This window comes from Nonomuraea sp. NPDC003754 (assembly GCF_053605785.1).
This window is the reverse complement of record NZ_JBSGJX010000077.1, coordinates 1-17,037: the sequence shown is the minus strand read 5'-3', so window position 1 is coordinate 17,037 and position 17,037 is coordinate 1. Positions and strand designations below refer to the sequence as shown.

17 protein-coding genes and 4 pseudogenes are annotated in these 17,037 nt (G+C 68.5%); 7 read left to right on the top strand and 14 right to left on the bottom strand.

The window, feature by feature from the left end:
- A pseudogene (locus ACWEVS_RS44520) lies at window positions 1–185 on the bottom strand (cytochrome P450); the annotation flags it as partial.
- Window positions 186–356: 171 nt separating this feature from the next.
- Entirely contained in the window at window positions 357–692 is a 336-nt protein-coding gene (locus ACWEVS_RS44515; protein WP_452557092.1) for a hypothetical protein, read from the bottom strand.
- Between ACWEVS_RS44515 and ACWEVS_RS44510 the strand changes: the two genes are divergently transcribed.
- A complete protein-coding gene (locus ACWEVS_RS44510; RefSeq protein ID WP_452557090.1) occupies window positions 691–1,230 on the top strand; it encodes a DUF4262 domain-containing protein in 540 nt (179 codons plus the stop codon). The genes ACWEVS_RS44515 and ACWEVS_RS44510 overlap by 2 nt on opposite strands.
- A 210-nt stretch (window positions 1,231–1,440) precedes the next feature.
- Here the strand turns inward: ACWEVS_RS44510 and ACWEVS_RS44505 are convergent, their stop codons facing one another.
- The 5 genes from ACWEVS_RS44505 to ACWEVS_RS44485 form a co-directional block, all read right to left on the bottom strand.
- Window positions 1,441–2,304, bottom strand: coding sequence for a haloalkane dehalogenase (locus ACWEVS_RS44505; RefSeq protein WP_452557088.1), 864 nt, complete (start codon window positions 2,302–2,304; stop codon window positions 1,441–1,443).
- A gap of 11 nt (window positions 2,305–2,315) precedes the next feature.
- Complete coding sequence (locus tag ACWEVS_RS44500) at window positions 2,316–2,717, bottom strand: pyridoxamine 5'-phosphate oxidase family protein (RefSeq protein ID WP_449927059.1); 402 nt, start codon at window positions 2,715–2,717, stop codon at window positions 2,316–2,318.
- Window positions 2,714–3,529 carry an NAD(P)H-binding protein gene (locus ACWEVS_RS44495; protein ID WP_452557086.1) on the bottom strand — a complete coding sequence of 272 codons (816 nt, stop codon included), beginning with the start codon at window positions 3,527–3,529 and terminating at the stop codon, window positions 2,714–2,716. The genes ACWEVS_RS44500 and ACWEVS_RS44495 overlap by 4 nt, the downstream gene beginning before the upstream one ends.
- Window positions 3,530–3,815: 286 nt before the next feature.
- Window positions 3,816–4,448, bottom strand: coding sequence for a class F sortase (locus ACWEVS_RS44490; RefSeq protein ID WP_452557084.1), 633 nt, complete (start codon window positions 4,446–4,448; stop codon window positions 3,816–3,818).
- A gap of 17 nt (window positions 4,449–4,465) precedes the next feature.
- Window positions 4,466–5,140 (bottom strand): DUF4142 domain-containing protein, encoded by a 675-nt coding sequence (locus tag ACWEVS_RS44485; RefSeq protein WP_452557082.1) that lies wholly within the window; start codon window positions 5,138–5,140, stop codon window positions 4,466–4,468.
- 265 nt (window positions 5,141–5,405) lie between these two features.
- Between ACWEVS_RS44485 and ACWEVS_RS44480 the strand changes: the two genes are divergently transcribed.
- The 3 genes from ACWEVS_RS44480 to ACWEVS_RS44470 all read left to right on the top strand — a co-directional run bounded on the left by ACWEVS_RS44480 (window position 5,406) and on the right by ACWEVS_RS44470 (window position 7,468).
- Window positions 5,406–5,831 carry a hypothetical protein gene (locus tag ACWEVS_RS44480; protein ID WP_452557080.1) on the top strand — a complete coding sequence of 142 codons (426 nt, stop codon included), beginning with the start codon at window positions 5,406–5,408 and terminating at the stop codon, window positions 5,829–5,831.
- An 18-nt stretch (window positions 5,832–5,849) separates the two neighbouring features.
- The gene (locus ACWEVS_RS44475; protein WP_449927049.1) at window positions 5,850–6,257 is read left to right on the top strand and encodes a YciI family protein; all 408 of its coding nucleotides are present in this window, start codon (window positions 5,850–5,852) and stop codon (window positions 6,255–6,257) included.
- Between the two features lie 65 nt (window positions 6,258–6,322).
- The gene (locus ACWEVS_RS44470; protein ID WP_449927047.1) at window positions 6,323–7,468 is read left to right on the top strand and encodes an RNA polymerase sigma factor; all 1,146 of its coding nucleotides are present in this window, start codon (window positions 6,323–6,325) and stop codon (window positions 7,466–7,468) included.
- 58 nt (window positions 7,469–7,526) lie between these two features.
- Here the strand turns inward: ACWEVS_RS44470 and ACWEVS_RS44465 are convergent.
- Window positions 7,527–7,908, bottom strand: a pseudogene (locus ACWEVS_RS44465) (IS5/IS1182 family transposase); the annotation flags it as partial.
- A 705-nt stretch (window positions 7,909–8,613) separates the two neighbouring features.
- Here ACWEVS_RS44465 and ACWEVS_RS44460 point away from each other — a divergent pair.
- The 3 genes from ACWEVS_RS44460 (at window position 8,614) to ACWEVS_RS44450 (ending at window position 12,645) form a co-directional block, all read left to right on the top strand.
- Window positions 8,614–9,582 (top strand): hypothetical protein, encoded by a 969-nt coding sequence (locus tag ACWEVS_RS44460; protein WP_452557078.1) that lies wholly within the window; start codon window positions 8,614–8,616, stop codon window positions 9,580–9,582.
- Between the two features lie 830 nt (window positions 9,583–10,412).
- Entirely contained in the window at window positions 10,413–11,354 is a 942-nt protein-coding gene (locus tag ACWEVS_RS44455) for an RNA polymerase sigma-70 factor (RefSeq protein ID WP_449927044.1), read from the top strand.
- Window positions 11,355–11,448: 94 nt separating this feature from the next.
- Entirely contained in the window at window positions 11,449–12,645 is a 1,197-nt protein-coding gene (locus ACWEVS_RS44450; RefSeq protein WP_452557076.1) for an NAD(P)/FAD-dependent oxidoreductase, read from the top strand.
- 111 nt (window positions 12,646–12,756) lie between these two features.
- Here the strand turns inward: ACWEVS_RS44450 and ACWEVS_RS44445 are convergent, their stop codons facing one another.
- From ACWEVS_RS44445 to ACWEVS_RS44420, 6 genes and pseudogenes are all read right to left on the bottom strand, one after another.
- Window positions 12,757–13,572 (bottom strand): phosphotransferase, encoded by an 816-nt coding sequence (locus ACWEVS_RS44445; protein WP_452557074.1) that lies wholly within the window; start codon window positions 13,570–13,572, stop codon window positions 12,757–12,759.
- A gap of 216 nt (window positions 13,573–13,788) precedes the next feature.
- Window positions 13,789–14,126, bottom strand: a pseudogene (locus tag ACWEVS_RS44440) (mycothiol-dependent nitroreductase Rv2466c family protein).
- A 54-nt stretch (window positions 14,127–14,180) separates the two neighbouring features.
- Complete coding sequence (locus ACWEVS_RS44435) at window positions 14,181–14,843, bottom strand: 3'-5' exonuclease (protein WP_452557094.1); 663 nt, start codon at window positions 14,841–14,843, stop codon at window positions 14,181–14,183.
- Window positions 14,844–14,987: 144 nt separating this feature from the next.
- The gene (locus ACWEVS_RS44430; protein WP_452557072.1) at window positions 14,988–15,245 is read right to left on the bottom strand and encodes a hypothetical protein; all 258 of its coding nucleotides are present in this window, start codon (window positions 15,243–15,245) and stop codon (window positions 14,988–14,990) included.
- Between the two features lie 456 nt (window positions 15,246–15,701).
- Window positions 15,702–16,712: a hypothetical protein gene (locus tag ACWEVS_RS44425; RefSeq protein WP_452557071.1), complete on the bottom strand. Its 1,011-nt coding sequence runs from the start codon at window positions 16,710–16,712 to the stop codon at window positions 15,702–15,704.
- 129 nt (window positions 16,713–16,841) lie between these two features.
- Window positions 16,842–17,037 (bottom strand): annotated as a pseudogene (locus tag ACWEVS_RS44420) (cytochrome P450); the annotation flags it as partial.

Here is a 17,037-nt window from a genome sequence, read left to right as displayed (position 1 = left end):
AACCGCGGGTCGGCCAGCACCGCCCTGACCAGGTCGAATCCGGTGACCAGCCAGCCCTCGTGCCCGTCGGGGAAGGGGAAGCGGCTGATCGGACCGTGCTCGCGCGCCTCGATCAGCTCCCTGGGCGGGTCGAAGGGGCAGCCGGGCTGACGCGAGGTCGGCAGCGTGGTGACGGTGTGTTCCATGGCGTCCACCATCCCCGACCGCCCTGATACCGGGCCGTTGCCGTGCTGACACGGCGCTGACACGACACCGCATCAGGCCTGATCGCCGCCCGCGGATGCTACGGCGCCCCCTGTTCGCCGGTTTCGGGGTTGAGGGCGGGCGGACATGACCGGACTTCGCTGCCCTTGGCATCAGGTCAGGGCGCACGCTGATCGGACGAGCACCGTGGACTCGCCCCGGACGCCGATCCCGACCGGTTCGGCGCCGCGCTCGTCGACGTCGAACGGCGCCTCGCCGGCCGCATCGACGATCTGACGGCGCGGCGCGACACGCTGCACCGGCTCGCCAACGGCGTTCGGGCCGTGCCACCCGACCGCGCCCGCGCGATCTGGGACCGGCTTCCCGGTCTCGGTGTCACCACGGAGGACATGACGATGCGCCGAGAGTCCCTGGTGCACTGTCTCGCCCAGATCGAGGGCGGACTGGAGGCCGCCCTGTTCACTGACATCCCGTACGCTCACGCCCATGCCTGTCGATCTGACCGCATGCCACTGTGTCCTCTGCAACGACCCCGGCGAGCTGGATCGTCGTGCTCAGCTGACGATCGAGAAGGTTCAGGAGCACGGCTGGCAAGTCGTGATGATTCCCCATGACGAGCACGGGCCGGGTTGGGCCTTCACCATCGGGCTGTGGCACCACTACCGCTCACCCGAGTTGGCCATGTTCGGCCTGGACATCCACGACATGCAGACCTGCCTCAACGCCCTCGGCGACAAGGTGGCCGCCGGCCTGACGCTGGAGGCTGGTCAAGAGTGGCACGACATCGTCGACCGGCACCCCGTCGCTCTCAAGGCAGTCGACCATCGCTGGCATCGAGCCTTCTTCGGCACGGCGATCGACTTCTACCAGCGGCCGCCCTTCCCGTTCCTCCAGGTCGTATGGCCTGCCCCGGATGGCGTCTTCCCCTGGCAACCGGAGGGGGACGACCGCTACCGCGACCACCAGCCCCACCTGTGGTTGAGACCCGACGAACACCTTCCCGGCGTATGGACGCAAGACCTGTGAGCACGCGCGCCGCACCACCGACGCTAGAGTGCCCTGCCCGGCGATCGGACACGTCGTAGGCGGCCTTCGCCCCAAGCTGCCAGGTGTCGGCGGGTCCCAGGGGTTCGGCGCCGTGCCGGTCAGGCTCCCCGCAGCCCAGCTCACGATGGCGCAGCCCTCATGAGACAGCCCAGGCCGGGGAGATCCGGACCTGGGCGTTGATCCTGTCCGTCAGGGAGCCAGGCCGTGGGCATCCATCCAGGACCGGATCGCCGACGCGATGGCCTCGGGCTGGTCCTCGGGCGTGTGGTGTCCGGCGATCGCGTCGTGCGCGGCGATCTCCAGGTTCGCCATGGTGGCCGCGCACCAGTCGAGGAGCGCGGGGCCCATCATGGTGCCAGGACCGGGCCGGAAGGTGATCAGGAGCTTCGGCACCTCGACGCTGGTGGCCAGCCACCTGTCGTAGGCCTCGACCCTGGCCACGACGTCCTCCGGCTCGCCGCCCAGAGGCATCGAACGTGGCCATCGCAGCAGCGGCAGGCGGCTTTCCCTGGTCGGGTACGGCCGGCCGTACACCTCGAGATCCTCCGGTGACATCGCGGTGGCCATCGTGCCGGGGAGGCCCTGGAGGAGGAAGGCGTTGTCGTCGAGGATCATCTTCTCTCCCACGCCGTCGGTCTTGATGGCCCGGAACAGCTCGCGGCCGCCCTCGGGGAACTCTTCCCAGGTCATCGGCTTGACGATGGTCTCGGTGAAGGCGATGCCGCTGACCCGGCCCGGGTGGCGTGCGGCCCAGTCGAAAGCCAGCGCGCCGCCCCAGTCGTGGCCCACCAGGACCACGTCGTCCAGCGCGAGGGCGTCGAACCAGGCTTCCAGGTAGCGGGCGTGGTCGGCGAAGGTGTACTCGACGTCCGGCTTGCCGGACTCGCCCATGCCGATCAGGTCGGGGGCCAGCAGGCGTCCCGGTCCCATGGCGGGCAGGACATGGCGCCACAGGTGGGAGGAGGTCGGGTTGCCGTGCAGGAAGACGATCGGTCTCCCGGCGCCGGTCTCCCGATAGAACATTGTGGAGTCGAGGACTTGCTGGTTCGGCATCGTGCTTTCCTTCAGATGTTGAGTTGTGTCAGCCGGTGCACCGCGATCTCCAGGACGACCCTGCCGGGTGGAGCGGGTGGCGGCGAGAAGTAGCGTTCGGTGTAGCGGCGGACGGCCTCGGCCACCCGCGGCGGGTCGTCCGACACCGTGGCGGAGCCTTCGAGGGTGACCCAGCGGTAGCCGTCGACCTGGCAGAGCGCGGCCCGACCGCCGGGCCGGGCGAGCAGGTTGCGTGCCTTGCGCGTCGTCGCGACGGTCAGCACCCGGGCCAGGCCCGCGGCGGCGTCCCAGGTGAACCGGACGGCCACGACGTGCGGGGACCCGTCGGGACGCAACGTGGTGAGGGTCGCGACGTACGGCTCGGCCAGGAACGCGGCGACGCGCGGGCTCAGGGCGGCGGCCGGGGCGTTCATCGGAACGCCGCCACGTGGCGGGCCGCCCACTCGGCGAACGTGCGCGGCGCGCGCCCCAGGATCCGCTCGACGTCCGGGCTGACCCGCCGCTCGGCCTCGGCCGGGTCGCCGAGGATGGCGAGCGTGCCCTCGACGACCGCCTCCGGCATGAACCGCAGCATCTGCGCCCGGGCCTCCTCGCGGGTCTGCTCCACGAACCGCACCTTCACGCCCAGCGCCGCGGCGATCGCCGAGACGCGTTCCCGCGGGGTGACAGGCTCGGGTCCGGTCAACTCGTAGACGCGACCGGCGTGCCCGGGCTCCCGCAGCACCACGGCCGCGACGTCGGCGATGTCGGCCGGGTCGATGGTCGGCAGTCCCACGTCGGCGAAGGGGGCGGCGGCCGTGCGTTCGGCGCGGATCGGTTCGGCCCAGGCGAGGGCGTTGGAGTCGAACCCGGTCGGGCGCAGGATCGTCCACTCCAGCCCGGAGGCCCGGACCGCCTCCTCGAAGGTGACCGCATGGCGGTAGACCTGCGGCCTGGTCCCGGCGCCCTGGGAGGACAGCAGCACCACCCGGCGGATCCCGCCCGCCTTGGCCACTTCGAGGATCTCCTGCGGATCCTCGCCCGCCACCAGAAGGAACAACGCGTCGGCACCGGTGAAGGCCGCCTTCAGGCTCGCCGGGTCGGCCAGGTCGCCGGCGCTGTGCCGTACCCCTTCCGGCAGTGGCCCTGGGCGGCGGGACACCGCGGTCACCTGTTCGGCGGCGGCGGCGAGCGATCCGGTCAGCTCGCGTCCGACATTACCTGTGGCGCCAGTGACAACGATCATGGGAGGTCTCCGTGAGTGAGTTAGTTAGTTGGCTGACTGATTGGAACCGTAGCAGTCGCCGAAGGCAGGCGTCTACAGTCAGTCAGCCAACTTATTCGACGGCGATGTCCCCGCCGTCATGCCGCCCTTCGGGTTGGCGGGCCTCGGTCATCGCCGGGGTGGGTTCGGTGGAGCCGCGCAGGTGCACGCCTCGTCGAAAGCACAGGCTTGATGGGCCGGACCGCCCGCATCGCGGGATCACGTTCGGACGGGACCGCATGGGTTTGCCCATTGACGTACGTGGTCTTCAGGCGGGCGAAGCGTAGATCACGAAATTGTCCCGGTAGTGGCCGGTTCGTCGGTCGAAAGGGCCCGCGCAGGTGATGAGTACCAGGCACGGCGGACCCGTGCGGGCGAAGACCTGTGCTGGAAGTTGCTCCTTGCGGTAGAAGCGGCGAGCGACGACGCGGTAGGAGCGGGAGCGTCCGTCGGCGGTACGCAGCAGCACCTGTTGTCCCAGCACCACTTGGGTCAACCGGAAGAAGGCCCCAGGACCTTGCCGGATGGAGTCGACATGTCCAGCGATCACTACGCGGCCCGCGCCGGATCCAGGACCGGCCCCGCCGCTCCACCAGCCCAGCACGCGCGCACTTGAGGGGACCCGCAAAGCTCCGTGCGCGTCCACGCCGACCGGACGGATGTCCGCGCTGATCTGCAGGGCGGGAATGCGGAGGCGCACCGGCGGCGAACCTCCACCGCCGGCGCGCGAGCTGGACCCGGCCGCAGTCGGCGGAACGAGACCGGCCGCAGTCGGCGGGACGAGACCGGCCGCGGTTGACGGGACGAGACCGGCGTTCAGTGATGAGGGTGCGGGGGTGAGGGCGCTGCCGAGCAGCACGGTGCCGCCGCAGCAGGCGAGCACCGTACCGAGCAGCGTCATCGTCGCACCCGCCTGCTTCAGCGCTGCCTCACGCGGGCACGCCTCCACACCACGATGCCGGCGAGGGCGAGCGCCAGGCCGGCCGCGAGCACGCCGGAGCCGAGGCCCTGCTGCCGCATCGTCCCGGCGCCGGCCTGGCCGCCGTCGCCGGCTGGAACCGCCCGTGGTGCGCCCAGCGTCTTCTGCGCTTCGAGCAACCGGTCCAGATGCCCTTGGATGACCGGTGCGCTGGATGAGGCGATCTCCTTGGCCTTCGCCGAGGTGCCTTCCCGTAGTTCCCGCTCGCCCAGCTGCAGCGCCATCCGGTGTCCTTCGATCATCGCTTGCGTCCACGCCTGGTCGAAGGCGGCGCCGGACAGGGCTGCCAGCCGCTTGTGAGCGGCCCGCTGGTTCGCCGACGGTCGTGATGGCAGTGACACCCGCAAGGCGCGCGCGGTCTGCTTGAGCGCGGCATCGAGCCTGGTGTGGTCGGCGATGAGATCGGCTCCGATAGCCCGGACGACGTCGGCCTCCGCTTTCTCCTGTGCGGCGGTTCCGGCGGCGATCTCGGCGAGGTTTCCTTGGTGCGCCTGACGGAGAAAGAGTGTGTCCTGCTCGGGAACCTTGGCCGTCGCTGACGCCGCCAGGCCTGTGGCCAGGAGCAGCGTGGCGGCCGCGACTGCGACCGCTACGAACGGGACGCGCAGTGACATCCGAACCCCCCAACACCCGTTTTGTGGGCCTTCTGCCCGTTTTGTCTGTTCCCGGGGGTTCGGGGGCACATGTGGACCACGCCACATTCAGTGACATTTGGTGATTATCTGATTACTTATCGCATGCACGGTTTGTCCCTGCCGCGCCTCGGGCGTGAGAGCCGTCCCATTGGAAGATCGTGATCTTTCGTCGGTCACATCCGCTCGTTGTGACGGCTCATAGAAACGAACGGCACGTCCTGGGCGAGAGCATGAGGGGAGAACGATGCGAAACCTGTGTGATGGCCTTTACGGCCGTCGCCCTGGTCTCGGCAGCTTCTCCTGCGGAGGAGGTGCCGGCACCGCAGGCGATGCCGGCACCAAGCCCGTCGACAAGGCGGCCCTGATCGACGCCATGAAGAACAAGACGCCGGAGATCAAGGAGCTCCCGGCTTCGACCCATGTCTGCGCCTCTTTTCGGGTTGCCCGGCGGTGGAGGGTGCGGGCCTGTGTCCGACGCCCACCTCGTGGAGGACGCCATCTGTCCGTGGCTCAATCGATCGCCCTCGTCGCCGGCGGCATGCGGTACGGGCGGCTCGGCAGGGGTGGTGACGGCCAGAAGAAGGTTCTGGAAATCTGTGCGCCGCTGGATGTCGAGAATGTGGTGTCGGCTTCGTCCCAGGGACACGAGTGGCCACGGTGGGCCGCGTGACGAAGAGGGAGAACCACCATGAAGTACCTGCTGCTGAAGCACTACCGAGGCGGCCCCACCCCCGCTGTCAACTGTGTGCCGATGGACCGATGGACGCCGGAGGAGGTCGACGCGCACGTGCAGTACATGAGCGACTTCGCGGCCCGCCTGGAGGAGACGGGTGAGTTCGTCGACGGACAGGCACTGGCGCCCGAGGGCGCGTTCGTGCGGTACGACGGCGAGGGGCGCCCACCGGTGACCGACGGACCGTTCGCCGAGACCAAGGACCTCATCGCCGGCTGGATGGTCATCGACGTGGAGTCCTGGGATCGCGCGGTCCAGCTGGCCGGGGAACTGTCCGCCGCTCCCGGGGCCGGCGGCGAGCCGATCCACGAGTGGCTCGAGGTCCGGCCGTTTCTCGCCGAGGCGCCCACGGTGACCGAGTGACCACGGACCAAGGACCGAGTGAGCAGAGACCGAGTGACCGAGTGAAAAAGTGAAAAAGTAAAAGAGTGAAAGAGTCGCTGCTGCGGGAGCTCGTGCCCGGGGTGATCGGTGTCCTCGTCCGGCGCGGAGCCGACTTCGCGTCGGCCGAGGACGCCGTGCAGGAGGCCCTGATCCGGGCGCTGGAAACCTGGCCGGACGATCCACCGCGCGATCCGAAGGCATGGCTCGTCGCGGTCGCGTGGCACAGGTTCCTCGACGCCGCCCGTGCCGAGGCGTCGCGGCGGGGGCGCGAACTGGCCGTGGAGGTCGAGCCGCCCGCCGGTCCGGTGCCCGCCACGGACGACACGCTGCGGCTCTACTTCCTGTGCGCGCACCCCACCCTGCCGCAGACCTCGGCCGTCGCCCTGACGCTGCGCGCGGTCGGTGGCCTGACCACGCGGCAGATCGCGACGGCGTACCTCGTCCCCGAGGCGACCATGGCGCAGCGGATCAGCCGGGCCAAGCGGCGGATCGCGGGGCTGCCGCTCGACCAGCCCGGCGATCTGGGGACGGTGCTGCGCGTGCTCTACCTCGTCTTCAACGAGGGGTACAGCGGAAAGGTCGACCTGGCGGCCGAGGCGATCCGCCTCACCCGCCAGGTCGTCGCCTTGACCGACGAGCCCGAGGTCGCGGGGCTGCTCGCGCTCATGCTGCTGCACCATGCGCGCCGCGCGTCTCGCACCGGCCCGGGAGGTCGCCTGGTGCCGCTCGGTGAGCAGGACCGCTCGCGCTGGGACACCGGCCTGATCGCCGAGGGGGTGACGATCCTGCAGGCCGCGCTGGCCCGCGACCGGCTGGGCGAATACCAGGCGCAGGCCGCGATCGCCGCCCTGCACGCGGACGCCAGGACGGCAGCCGAGACGGACTGGGTGCAGATCGTGGAGTGGTACGACGAACTGCTGCTCCTCACCGGCAGCCCGGTGGTGCGGCTCAACCGCGCGGTGGCGGTCGGGGAGGCCGACGGTCCGCAGGCCGGCCTGGCGGCGCTGGCTGACGTGCGCCCCGACCTGCCGCGTTACGCCGCGGTGACGGCATACCTGCACGAACGCGCCGGGAACCTCGAGCACGCCGCCGAGCTGTATGCCGAGGCCTCCCGCGCCGCTACCAGCGTGCCGGAGCGCGACCACCTCACGCGGGAGGCGGCACGGGTGCGGCAACTGCTGCGTCCGTGAGCTCCGCCTGGGCGAGGCGACGTCCGCGAGGTCGGATGGCGTATCGAACGGCGAAGGGCTCGGCCAGTTCCACGTCCTGGCCGGCGACCAACGCCAGCAGGCCCACCGCGGTGGCGGCCTGCTCCTCCATCGATTGGACGGGCAGACCGGCCAGCAGCCGGATGGCGTCGGTGGCCAGGACGTCCACCAGCGCGGCCCGGGCCTGCTCATCGTCCCAGGCGATCCGTGGCTTGCCCGGGTCGGCATAATTCGTGGGCGGTGCAGCAGACTGCGGCGACCTGCGCGGCGCCCGGGCACGTGGCGGATCCCCCGGCGGATCGCGGCGATCAGCTGGGTGACCGTGTCTTGGGTGACACCGCGTCATCGAGCACCGTGGAATCCAGCGCCCGCCGCTGCCGCCCCTTGAGTACGCCGGTCTGCGCGATCATCTCGCGGACGGCTCGACCAGACGGTCCGGCCGGGTGGAGCGGCCAGCCGCCGCCGGAATCGGACGGCAGGCCCGCGCTGGTCGAGGCGCATCTGTGCTCGGCCGGCATCGAGATCGCGTACGAGACTCCAACCGAGTGAGCCCTGCGGCCGCACCTCGGCTCGTCTTCTACGGTGTACTGCGTAACTGCAACAGCATCGGGGGCGTGATCGGGGTCATTGCGGCTGTAGTTGCGTTTTCCTGCAACTCCTTCTCGGCCACTGTTGGCAGCTTCGAAAGCGCTTGTATGTTAAGGCGCAAGATATATCCTCCACGGCAAGGCATGCCGAGCGCAAAGGCCAAGCGGGATATAATGTTATTAATTTCTCATTATTAGACATGCGTCATCCAAAAAGGGTGACTGGCACTCGCGGGAGGCATGTTCGGCATGGCTACAAATGATCCCATCAAGCGGGGAATGGTCGCATGGCTGGAAATTCCTCGCCAACTGAGGGCGAAGTGGCACTATGTCAGATTCTTCTATTTAGGTGCATTGGCTATTTTAATCACAGCCACGGGGATTGCTCTAGCTTGTTTCATGCTCGTGTCGTCAAATCTAGGCTCCGCGCTATTTTTGGCAATGTTGAGTATCGTTGCAGCGTTGATTAGTTTCGGTCGTGGGATTCATGGGGCCGTGACCAGATGTCCTCGGCTCCAATTTGTTAAAATAAGTGTTCCGGTGGCCGACCTGAAAGCCCACTATCATAGTAAGGCGGTCGAATGGATAGAGCTACCGCATCGGGGAACAATTCTTGTAGACGAAGTTGCGAGTTCACTCCTCCGCAAGCGACCCATCCTGCTGAAGTTGAATGAGAGGCCATACCGCCTTCCGCGCGATCTAAAAGCGTTCGCGACCCAGGCCTTCAGGATTACTAGTAAGGGGAGCATCGTATTTAATGGCGGATTGATGGCCATGGCTTCAGACATCACTGTAGGCGACGCAGCTGGAGGGCATCCTGCTGTCATTATCAGGATGGCACGATATTTTGACAGTCTGTGCTCGAACGAGCTTTGCACCTATAAGATCATTCGAGCCGACACGGGGGTCGAAACTAATCTGTACGAGAAAGAAGTGTTCGATCCAAGGACGCTAACTCTTCGGAGCTTTGCGGAGAGTAGACTCTCCAATCATATTGGTGTATCGACCGTAGCGGTAACAACTGATGGGTGCATAGTCGTTTGTGTTCAGGGTAGGAATAATCTTTCAAGTAAGGTGCTCTATGCACCCTCAGGTAGTGGCACTATTCTACCAAATGACTATAGAGGCGGTGATTCGCTGCAGGGTCTCGTGATTCGCGCAATGGAGCGTGAACTGGCAGAAGAGGTGGGAGTATATGGGCCGGATATTCAGAGCACGCATATACTCGGATTTGGCCGATGGGTCGAGAGGGGGGCCAAGCCAGAATTTTTCGGCGTGAGTTTACTTTCTATTTCGTCCGCAGACGTCGAAGATCGGTATGTGAAGATTGCGGAGCTTCTGTATACTGGCAGCGTTCGAGCTCTCCCTGTAAATCTTGCCACCCTAAAAGAAGATCTGCTTTCCGGGGTATCCGTCGCATCCTCGAGCTCTTGTCCGGAAGATATTCGAAACTCTGGTTCCGTTCCGCTCCTTGCAGCACTCCGGTTTGTGGCGCTTGAGCTGGGTTAAAGATTGGCAACAGGTGGGCTAAGCTTGGCATGATAGCAGGGTCTGACTAATGGCTTTCGGAGAATTAACGCGCTGAGTTTGTCGTGTGTGGTGTCGCGCCGGTGCTGAGGGCGTAGGCGGTGAGGTCTGCTGCGGTGCAGAAGCGCTAATGGGCGAATGTGATGGGCGTAGCCAGCGTGTTCGAGGAGGGGCCGGATCTGGCGGATGGCCCGATTGGCGGTCATGAGGGCTTGAACAGGTCCGCAAGAACTGCCCGGGGCAGGCCGAGACGGTGGTGCAAGACAGTGATCAGAAGGCGCTCGGTGAGGGCGGGGTGGCGGCCGGTTCCGGCCGCTGCCTGACGTGAATCACCGCGCTGACGGTGTAACTCGGCTTCTCTCTGCGTACGCCGCAGGACAGACAGCCGGTCGATGAGCCGGTCCCATTCATGCTGATCTCCCAATGTCTGAGTACGAGCCGAGACCTGGGTCAGGCCAAGCTGCGTCACCTGAACGTCGAAACGGACCTTGCCCTAGTGCGTGCCGATCGCCGTCTGCCGCGCTGATGATCCCAAGAAGGTGCGTTGGGTCGTCATCGGCCAAGTGGTCGGGAGTCGCAGCTTCGCTAAAGCCATTGAAGAGGTAAGCCTGGCAGGAGTCGACACCGAAGGCGATGTTTACGGCGGCACTCAGTGGCTGCCGTCGGCGCCTGAGAAGGCTACGGCGCCTCGCCGTCGGGCGCGGATGGGCTCCGAGATCACAGCAATCCCCTGCGTCGGCGAGGTCGGATGGCGTATCGAACGGCGAAGGGCCCGCCGCGGCGGTCGATGCCGCGCGGCCTAGGATCGGGCCATGCCCTTGACCGTGAACGACGTCGACCGGTTCGAGGCTTCCAGGCCGCGCCTGGAAGCCATCGCCTACCGTCTGCTCGGCTCCGCCGGGGAGGCGGAGGACGCCGTGCAGGAGACGTTCCTGCGCTGGCAGGCCGCCGACGTCGACCGTATCGAGGTCCCCGAGGCCTGGCTGACGAAGGCCCTCACCAACCTGTGCCTCAACCAGCTCACCTCCGCGCGGGCGCGCCGGGAGACCTACGTGGGCCAATGGCTTCCCGAGCCGCTGCTCGGCGGGGATTCGATGCTCGGCCCGGCCGAAACCGCCGAGCAGCGCGAATCGGTCTCGTACGCGGTCCTCACCCTCATGGAGCGCCTTTCCCCCAACGAGCGGGCGGTGTACGTGCTGCGGGAGGCCTTCGACTACCCGCACCGGGAGATCGCCGAGATCCTCGACGTCACCGAGGCCGCCAGCCAGCAGATCTTCCACCGTGCCAAGAAGCACGTCGCGGACGGCAAGGCCCGCACCGAGATCGACGAGGCCACCGCCCGGCGGATCGTCGAGGAGTTCCTGGCGGCCGCCACCAGCGGCCGGACCGAGCCGCTCGTGCGCCTGCTCACAGCGGACGCCGTCTCCGTCGGCGACGGCGGCGGGAAGGTCCCGGCCCGTGCGAAGGCGTTCGAGGGCGCAGTCGCGGTCGCGAGGTTCCTGTGGGGCCTGTTCAAACCCGGCAAGGCGAAGCGCGCCCTGGTCGGCGGCACATCCGAGATCTACGCCTGGACCGCCAACGGCGACCCCGCCGTCGTGGCCGTCGTGGGCGGCCGGGTCGTCGGCGTCATGTGTCTGGAGGTCACCGCCGAGGGCATCGCCGCATTCCGTCACCAGGTCAACCCCGACAAGCTCGAACGCGCGACCGCGCAGTGGGCGGCCACCGACCACGGGGAGCCCCTGTTCAGCGTCTGACCCGTCATGTGAGGTGTTTCACATCGCGTTCCTGTCAGGAAACGGCGGGCTGCCCGGTTCAAGGGGCGAACCCGCGTAGGACAGGAGCAAGGACATGCAGCACCGCATCGTCGTCCTCGGAGCCGGATACGCCGGAGCCGTCGCCGCCGGCCGCCTCGCCAAGCGGCTCCACCGCGAGGACGTGGCCATCACCCTCGTCAACGCCGAGCCCGACTTCGTCGAACGCGTCCGCATGCACCAGCTGGCGGCCGGCCAGGACCTCAGGCCCCGGCCGTTCAGCGAGATGTTCGCGGGCACCGGCGTCGAACTGAGGCTCGCGAAGGTCACCGGCGTCGACGTCGACCGCAAGACGGTCGCCGTCGTCGACGCGAACGGCGCCGGAGAGCTCGCCTACGACACGCTCGTCTACGCCCTCGGCAGCGGCTCGAACGCCCAGGACGTCCCCGGGACCGCCGAGCACGCCTATGAGATCGCCGGCCGTCCCGGAGCGCTCCGGCTGCGCGAGCGCCTGGCCCGCCTCGACGCCGGGCAGGCCGTGGTCGTCGTCGGCGGCGGTCTCACCGGCCTGGAGGCCGCCACCGAGATCGCCGAGGCCCGGCCGGACCTCGACGTCGCCCTCGTCGCCCGCGGCGGCCTCGGCGACTGGCTCTCGCCCAAGGGCCGCGAGCACCTGCGCAGAGTGTTCGGCAAGCTCGGGATCACCGCGCACGAGCACGCCGCCGTCACCGGCGTCGAAGCCGATCACGTCGCCACCGCCGACGGCAAGGTCATCCCGGCCGCGGTCACCGTGTGGACCACCGGCTTCGCGGTCCACCCGATCGCGCAGGCGACCGCCCTGGAGGTCACCGCCAGCGGCCAGATCGTGGTCGACGGGACGATGCGCTCGGTCTCGCACCCGGACGTGTACGCCGTGGGCGACGCGGCCATGGTGACGGGTCCCGGCGGCAAGCCGCTGCGGATGTCGTGCGCCTCGGGAACCCCGACCGCGTGGCAGGCCGCCGGCGCGATCGCGGCGCGCCTGACCGGCGGGAAGCTCCCGAACGTGCCGATCCGCTACTTCAACCAGTGCGTCTCGCTGGGCCGTCAGGAGGGCTTGATCCAGTACGTCACCGCCGACGACCGCGCCGTGCGGGCGGTCCTGACCGGACGGCTCGCCGCCGTCTACAAGGAGCTGATCTGCAAGAGCGCCGCATGGGCCGTCGCCAACCCGACGCTCCGGCTGCCGACCCGGCGCCGCCGCGTCACCCGGCAGCGGGCCGCGGCGGTCTCGGCCGTCGGGGAGACGGCGTAACCTTCGGTCCGGCCTCGCCGAGGGGCGGGCACAGGTTTGCCCTGTCTCGACGCCTGGGCGGACAGGCAGCGGCGCGGGCCGGCTCGCCTGTCCGAGCGGTCGTGCAGCGCCTCACCCCATGGTTTCCAGCGTTCGGGTCGCCGCCGCGATCTGCCGATCCACCGGCTCGCCTTTCAGCAGCGCGGCGCCGACCCCCTCGACGGCGAAGGTCGCCGCCCACACGCGTGCCCTCCGGTACGTCTCGCCGTCGACGGCCGCCGCGACCGCCTCCCACCCGTGCCAGGCGAGGCAGGCGGCGTCGACCGCGGGGTCGAAGGGCGAGGCGAGGTCCCAGTCGAGGACGCCCACCACGGCGCCGTCCGGCCCCCAGCGCACGTTGTCGCCCGCCAGGTCGCCGTGGACGAGCCGGGCCGGCACCGGCCCCAGTCCGGCGGCGGCCTCGATCCTGCGCCGCGCCTCGCCGCGCACGTGACCCGGCAGCCTGGGCAGGACTTCCTCGAGGAGCAGTTCCTCCCAGCGTTCCCGTCCCGCGTAGGCGTGCGGGACGTCCAGCAGGTCCTCGACGGCGGCGACGTCGACGGCCGCGAGAGCTTCCAGGAGTCCGCGCAGCCGTACGGGATCGCCGCTGCCCTTGGGGTGCGCGGCGCCGCCGACCCAGCTCAGCGCCACGGCCGCGAGGCCGTCGACCGTCGTGACTGGACCGAGTGGCTCGGGCACGCGGAACGGGAGGCCGAGCGCGGCCAGGCGGGCCAGCAGCGCCGTACGCCTGGGCAGCTCGGCCGCGGCGCTCTCGTGGCGCGCCACCCGTACGGCCGCCACGCCCGGCAGCAGCACGACGTCGTGGAACTGCCCGCCGGCCAGGACGGCGCCGTCCACGGGCGTCCCCGGCAGGACCGCCGCGGCGATCTCGATCAGCCGATCCCTCACGCGCCCGCGCCGCCGAGCCTGCCGTGCCGACAGCCGTTGTCCCGCATCCGCCCTCCCAGCCTTGCCGAAGAGTCGATCATGCAGGACGTCGCCCAGCCGCGGCAAGGCGCGTCGCCCGGGTGGGTCTCAGCCGGGACGGCCGGCGCCGTCGGCGTGCCGCCCGATCCCGATGGCGTGGCTCGACCAGCGCACTCCATCGGGAGGTCATCGTCGATCTCAGCACGGCTGTCGCCGACGTCCACGACGTTGCCCCATCCCGGCCACCAGCGGAGCGTGGCGATGGCGGTCGCCGCGGCCACTGTGTTCATCGGCTGCCGCGCAGACCCGCACCGGACCCCATGCCTTCGTCATCAGGTCCCGGTAGGCCTTGCTGAGTCCCTTGCCTTCGCGTTGGACGAGGTTCAGGTAGGCCAGCACATGATCCGCCAATCAGGGCGCACCGGCCGGACCTGCTTGACCTCCAGGAGCCAGCGCGAGGTGACCCACGCCCAAGGGCACAGCGGATCGAACCAGAACGGGACCTCCTCGCGGTCCGGCTCTTCCTTGATCGTCATGGTGAGCGCCGTCCTCTCCGACCGGTTTCGCATGCGCCCTCTCCAGTCGGCAGGTTAGATGTCGAACAATCCACCTTGGGCGGGCATGTTGCACTTGGCCGTGCGCCCCGCGATTTTCACCAGAGCCGCGAGGTCGCTGAGCTGAGGATCCTCGTCTGCGGCGCTGATGAGCCGGAAGAACACCTGCGCGGTGACATTGACGTCGGCGTAGGCCCTGTGGCGATCTGCCGGCTGCTTGATGGCGAAGTGTGCCAGCAGCGTGTCGAGTTTGTGACTCGGCAGGCTTGGGATGAGGTGTTTGGCAAGCGGGATGGTGTCCAGAAGGTCAACGCGGGCCAGCGCCGGGCAGTGCTCGCGCTGGTTGTAGATGATGTTGGCTTCGGTGGCGGCGTGTTGAGCCACCAGTAGGTACTGCTTGCCCGCCGTGAACCGCCGATCCAGCGCGCCCAGCGCTTCGGCTGGACTTGGGGCTTGGCTCAGCTGCCCGGGGGTCAGGCCGGTCTGGGCCGTAACGGCTGGCGTCACTGGGGCGAACGCGGGCGGTCGGATCAGAGATGAACTCGTGCCGACCGTGGTCCAGGCGCCTTGCTCGTAGCGGAGTGCGAGAGCGGCGACCTCGATGGGCTGGGCGGGGTAGCCCTTGGGGGTCGTCGCCTCGAAGTCGATGACCACGAACGTCGTCGCCAAAAAGGCCAGGTCGTCGGTCAAGCCACCCATGAATCCACCGTTCGCCCAAGTTCCGTGGCGTTGCACGCCCGCTTCATCGAGGAGAGCATGCCTGAGTGCCAGCCGTCGTGTGCCGCCATTGACGATGAGGCAGGCAACGCGCGGCATGCGCTGGCGGAGTCGATAGGGCATTGATCAGGCGAGGTGCTCAGCCAGGCCGATCAAGGGTTCGGCTTCTCGCTGTTCGGCATAGCGTTGGGCTACGCGTCGTGCGGTTGACTCGACGTCGTCGGCGGGGAAGACGGCGTAGACGCGCGTCCATCGGTAGTCGCGCTGCCCATTGCAGCGCCGTGCCCATCCACCTCGGCCTGGTACGGCGGCGCCGCCGTACCAGCAGTGCTGGTTGACGTCCGCGTAGATGCCAAGCTTGCCCAGCTCCTCCTTCAACAGCATGGAGGCAACTGCGGCCGCCGTCATCGGCACGACGACGGCGGCAGGTTGGGCTGGCCTGCTGTGGCAAGGGCATTGCTGTGCTGGGCAACGAACATGGCGACAACTTTTCCGCGGGCGGAAAGGGGCGGAAGCCGAACGGCAGTTGCGCCTGCGCGGTCGTCCGAGGCTGCACTTCCCCTGTTCCTCGGAGCCGCCGGGAAGCGATGTGCACATGATGTTGGACGGGGAGTTTGCGCAGCTCAATGCTATTTCGAAAAGCCCATGCGCAGATGTCGTCTTCGGTGGGGAGCTGGAGGCTGTTCTCGATCTTAGAGGTGTGGGCTTTCCTCCCGATCCAGCCCGTGAGTTCGGCCAGACGTTCCCCGGTCAGTGTCTGCCCGTCCACTCTGCGACAGCGCGGCTCCGACGCCTGAGCCTCACGGAAGGTTGTGAGGCCTTGCTCAGCCCATCAAGGGATCAGAGCCGTCGGTACATAGGCTGGCTTCCGCGTCGGTGCGCCAATCCAAGGAGGGGCGTGATTATTGATTGGAGGGCGGCGTGCTGTCGGGTAAGGCGAAAGCGCTGGAGCCGATCCAGGCAGTCGCCGAGTAGCGCGGCGTGTTCGGCCGTTTGGGCGATGCTGCTGAGCCAACGCAGGCTTTCGAGCATGGTGCGCTTGCTATCGATGAGCAGCCGGCCTGTGACGAACTGATCGAGCGGCCTCAGAACCATGGGGATCAAGGGGATGCACCCGGCCGTGATCACCTGTGCGAGCTGCTGTAGTACCTCGGTGCCGGCGGTGCCGTGATCCGGGGGTAGCAGGATCGTTGCCAGGCTCTGGCTGTAGACGTCTCTGCAGCAGAGGGAGGCGGCCGCGTGCGGTGGCCGGCACGCGGCCGGCGCGCCTCCTGCCCCGACAACGAGATGCGGGAACTGCCGGAGGGCGGGGGTGAGGAAGGTGTTGCCGGCATGGCGGCGGGTATCGAGGTCGCCGACGTAGCCGATGGTGAACCTTCTGGGCTTGCTGGCCAGGGTGTCAGCGTCGGGAGCCTTCAGCACGGGGACGGGGATGGGCGGCAGGAGCCGGCGGGCGCCGAAACGGCGGCCGATGTCGCACACGGTGACGTGGCGGGTGCGGCGCAGCGGGTGGGTCTTGGGTAGTGCGCTGCTGGTGTCCCACAGCAGGGTGGGGGTGGCGCGCCGGCTGGTGTAGTGGGCCAGCAGGTCTCGCTGGAGTTGCAGGCGCTGGTGCGTGGGCGCGTGGTGGGTTGGATGCGTCGTGGTGGGGTCGGGTTGCCATTCCAGCAGCAGCACGCTGATGGTGGGGAGGTCGGAGGCTTTGTCGGGCGAGCGGGCGGCTTGGTCGAGCGGCACCATGTCGTGGCCGTCGCCGGCCAGGGCGTCGATGAGGAGGCGGGGATGGGCAAGCCGGTCGCCGAGGCAGGCGCCGGGGCCGGGCTCCCGCAGGCTGTAGCCGATCCGCGGCATGACAGTCGTAGGGCCGTTTCTGTAGGGCGTGAGGGCATGCTGAGGGCACCGATGGCGGCGCGCCGCCCGCTCGAAGCCGTAGGGGCGGCCAGGAGGCGAGGGCCGCCTCGGTGTGCGGATGCGCTGTGGTCAGGTGGTGGGTGTCAGGACGACGGGCAGTGCCTGGACTGAGTTGGAGAACAGCGACGGGACGGGCATCAGGTCGGCGGCGGGGACGGCGAGCGCCATGCGGGGATAGCGGTCGAACAGGGCAGGCAGCGCCAAGGCGCCCTCGAGCCGTGCCAGGCCCGCGCCGGGGCACACGTGGGCGCCGCCGCCGAAGGCC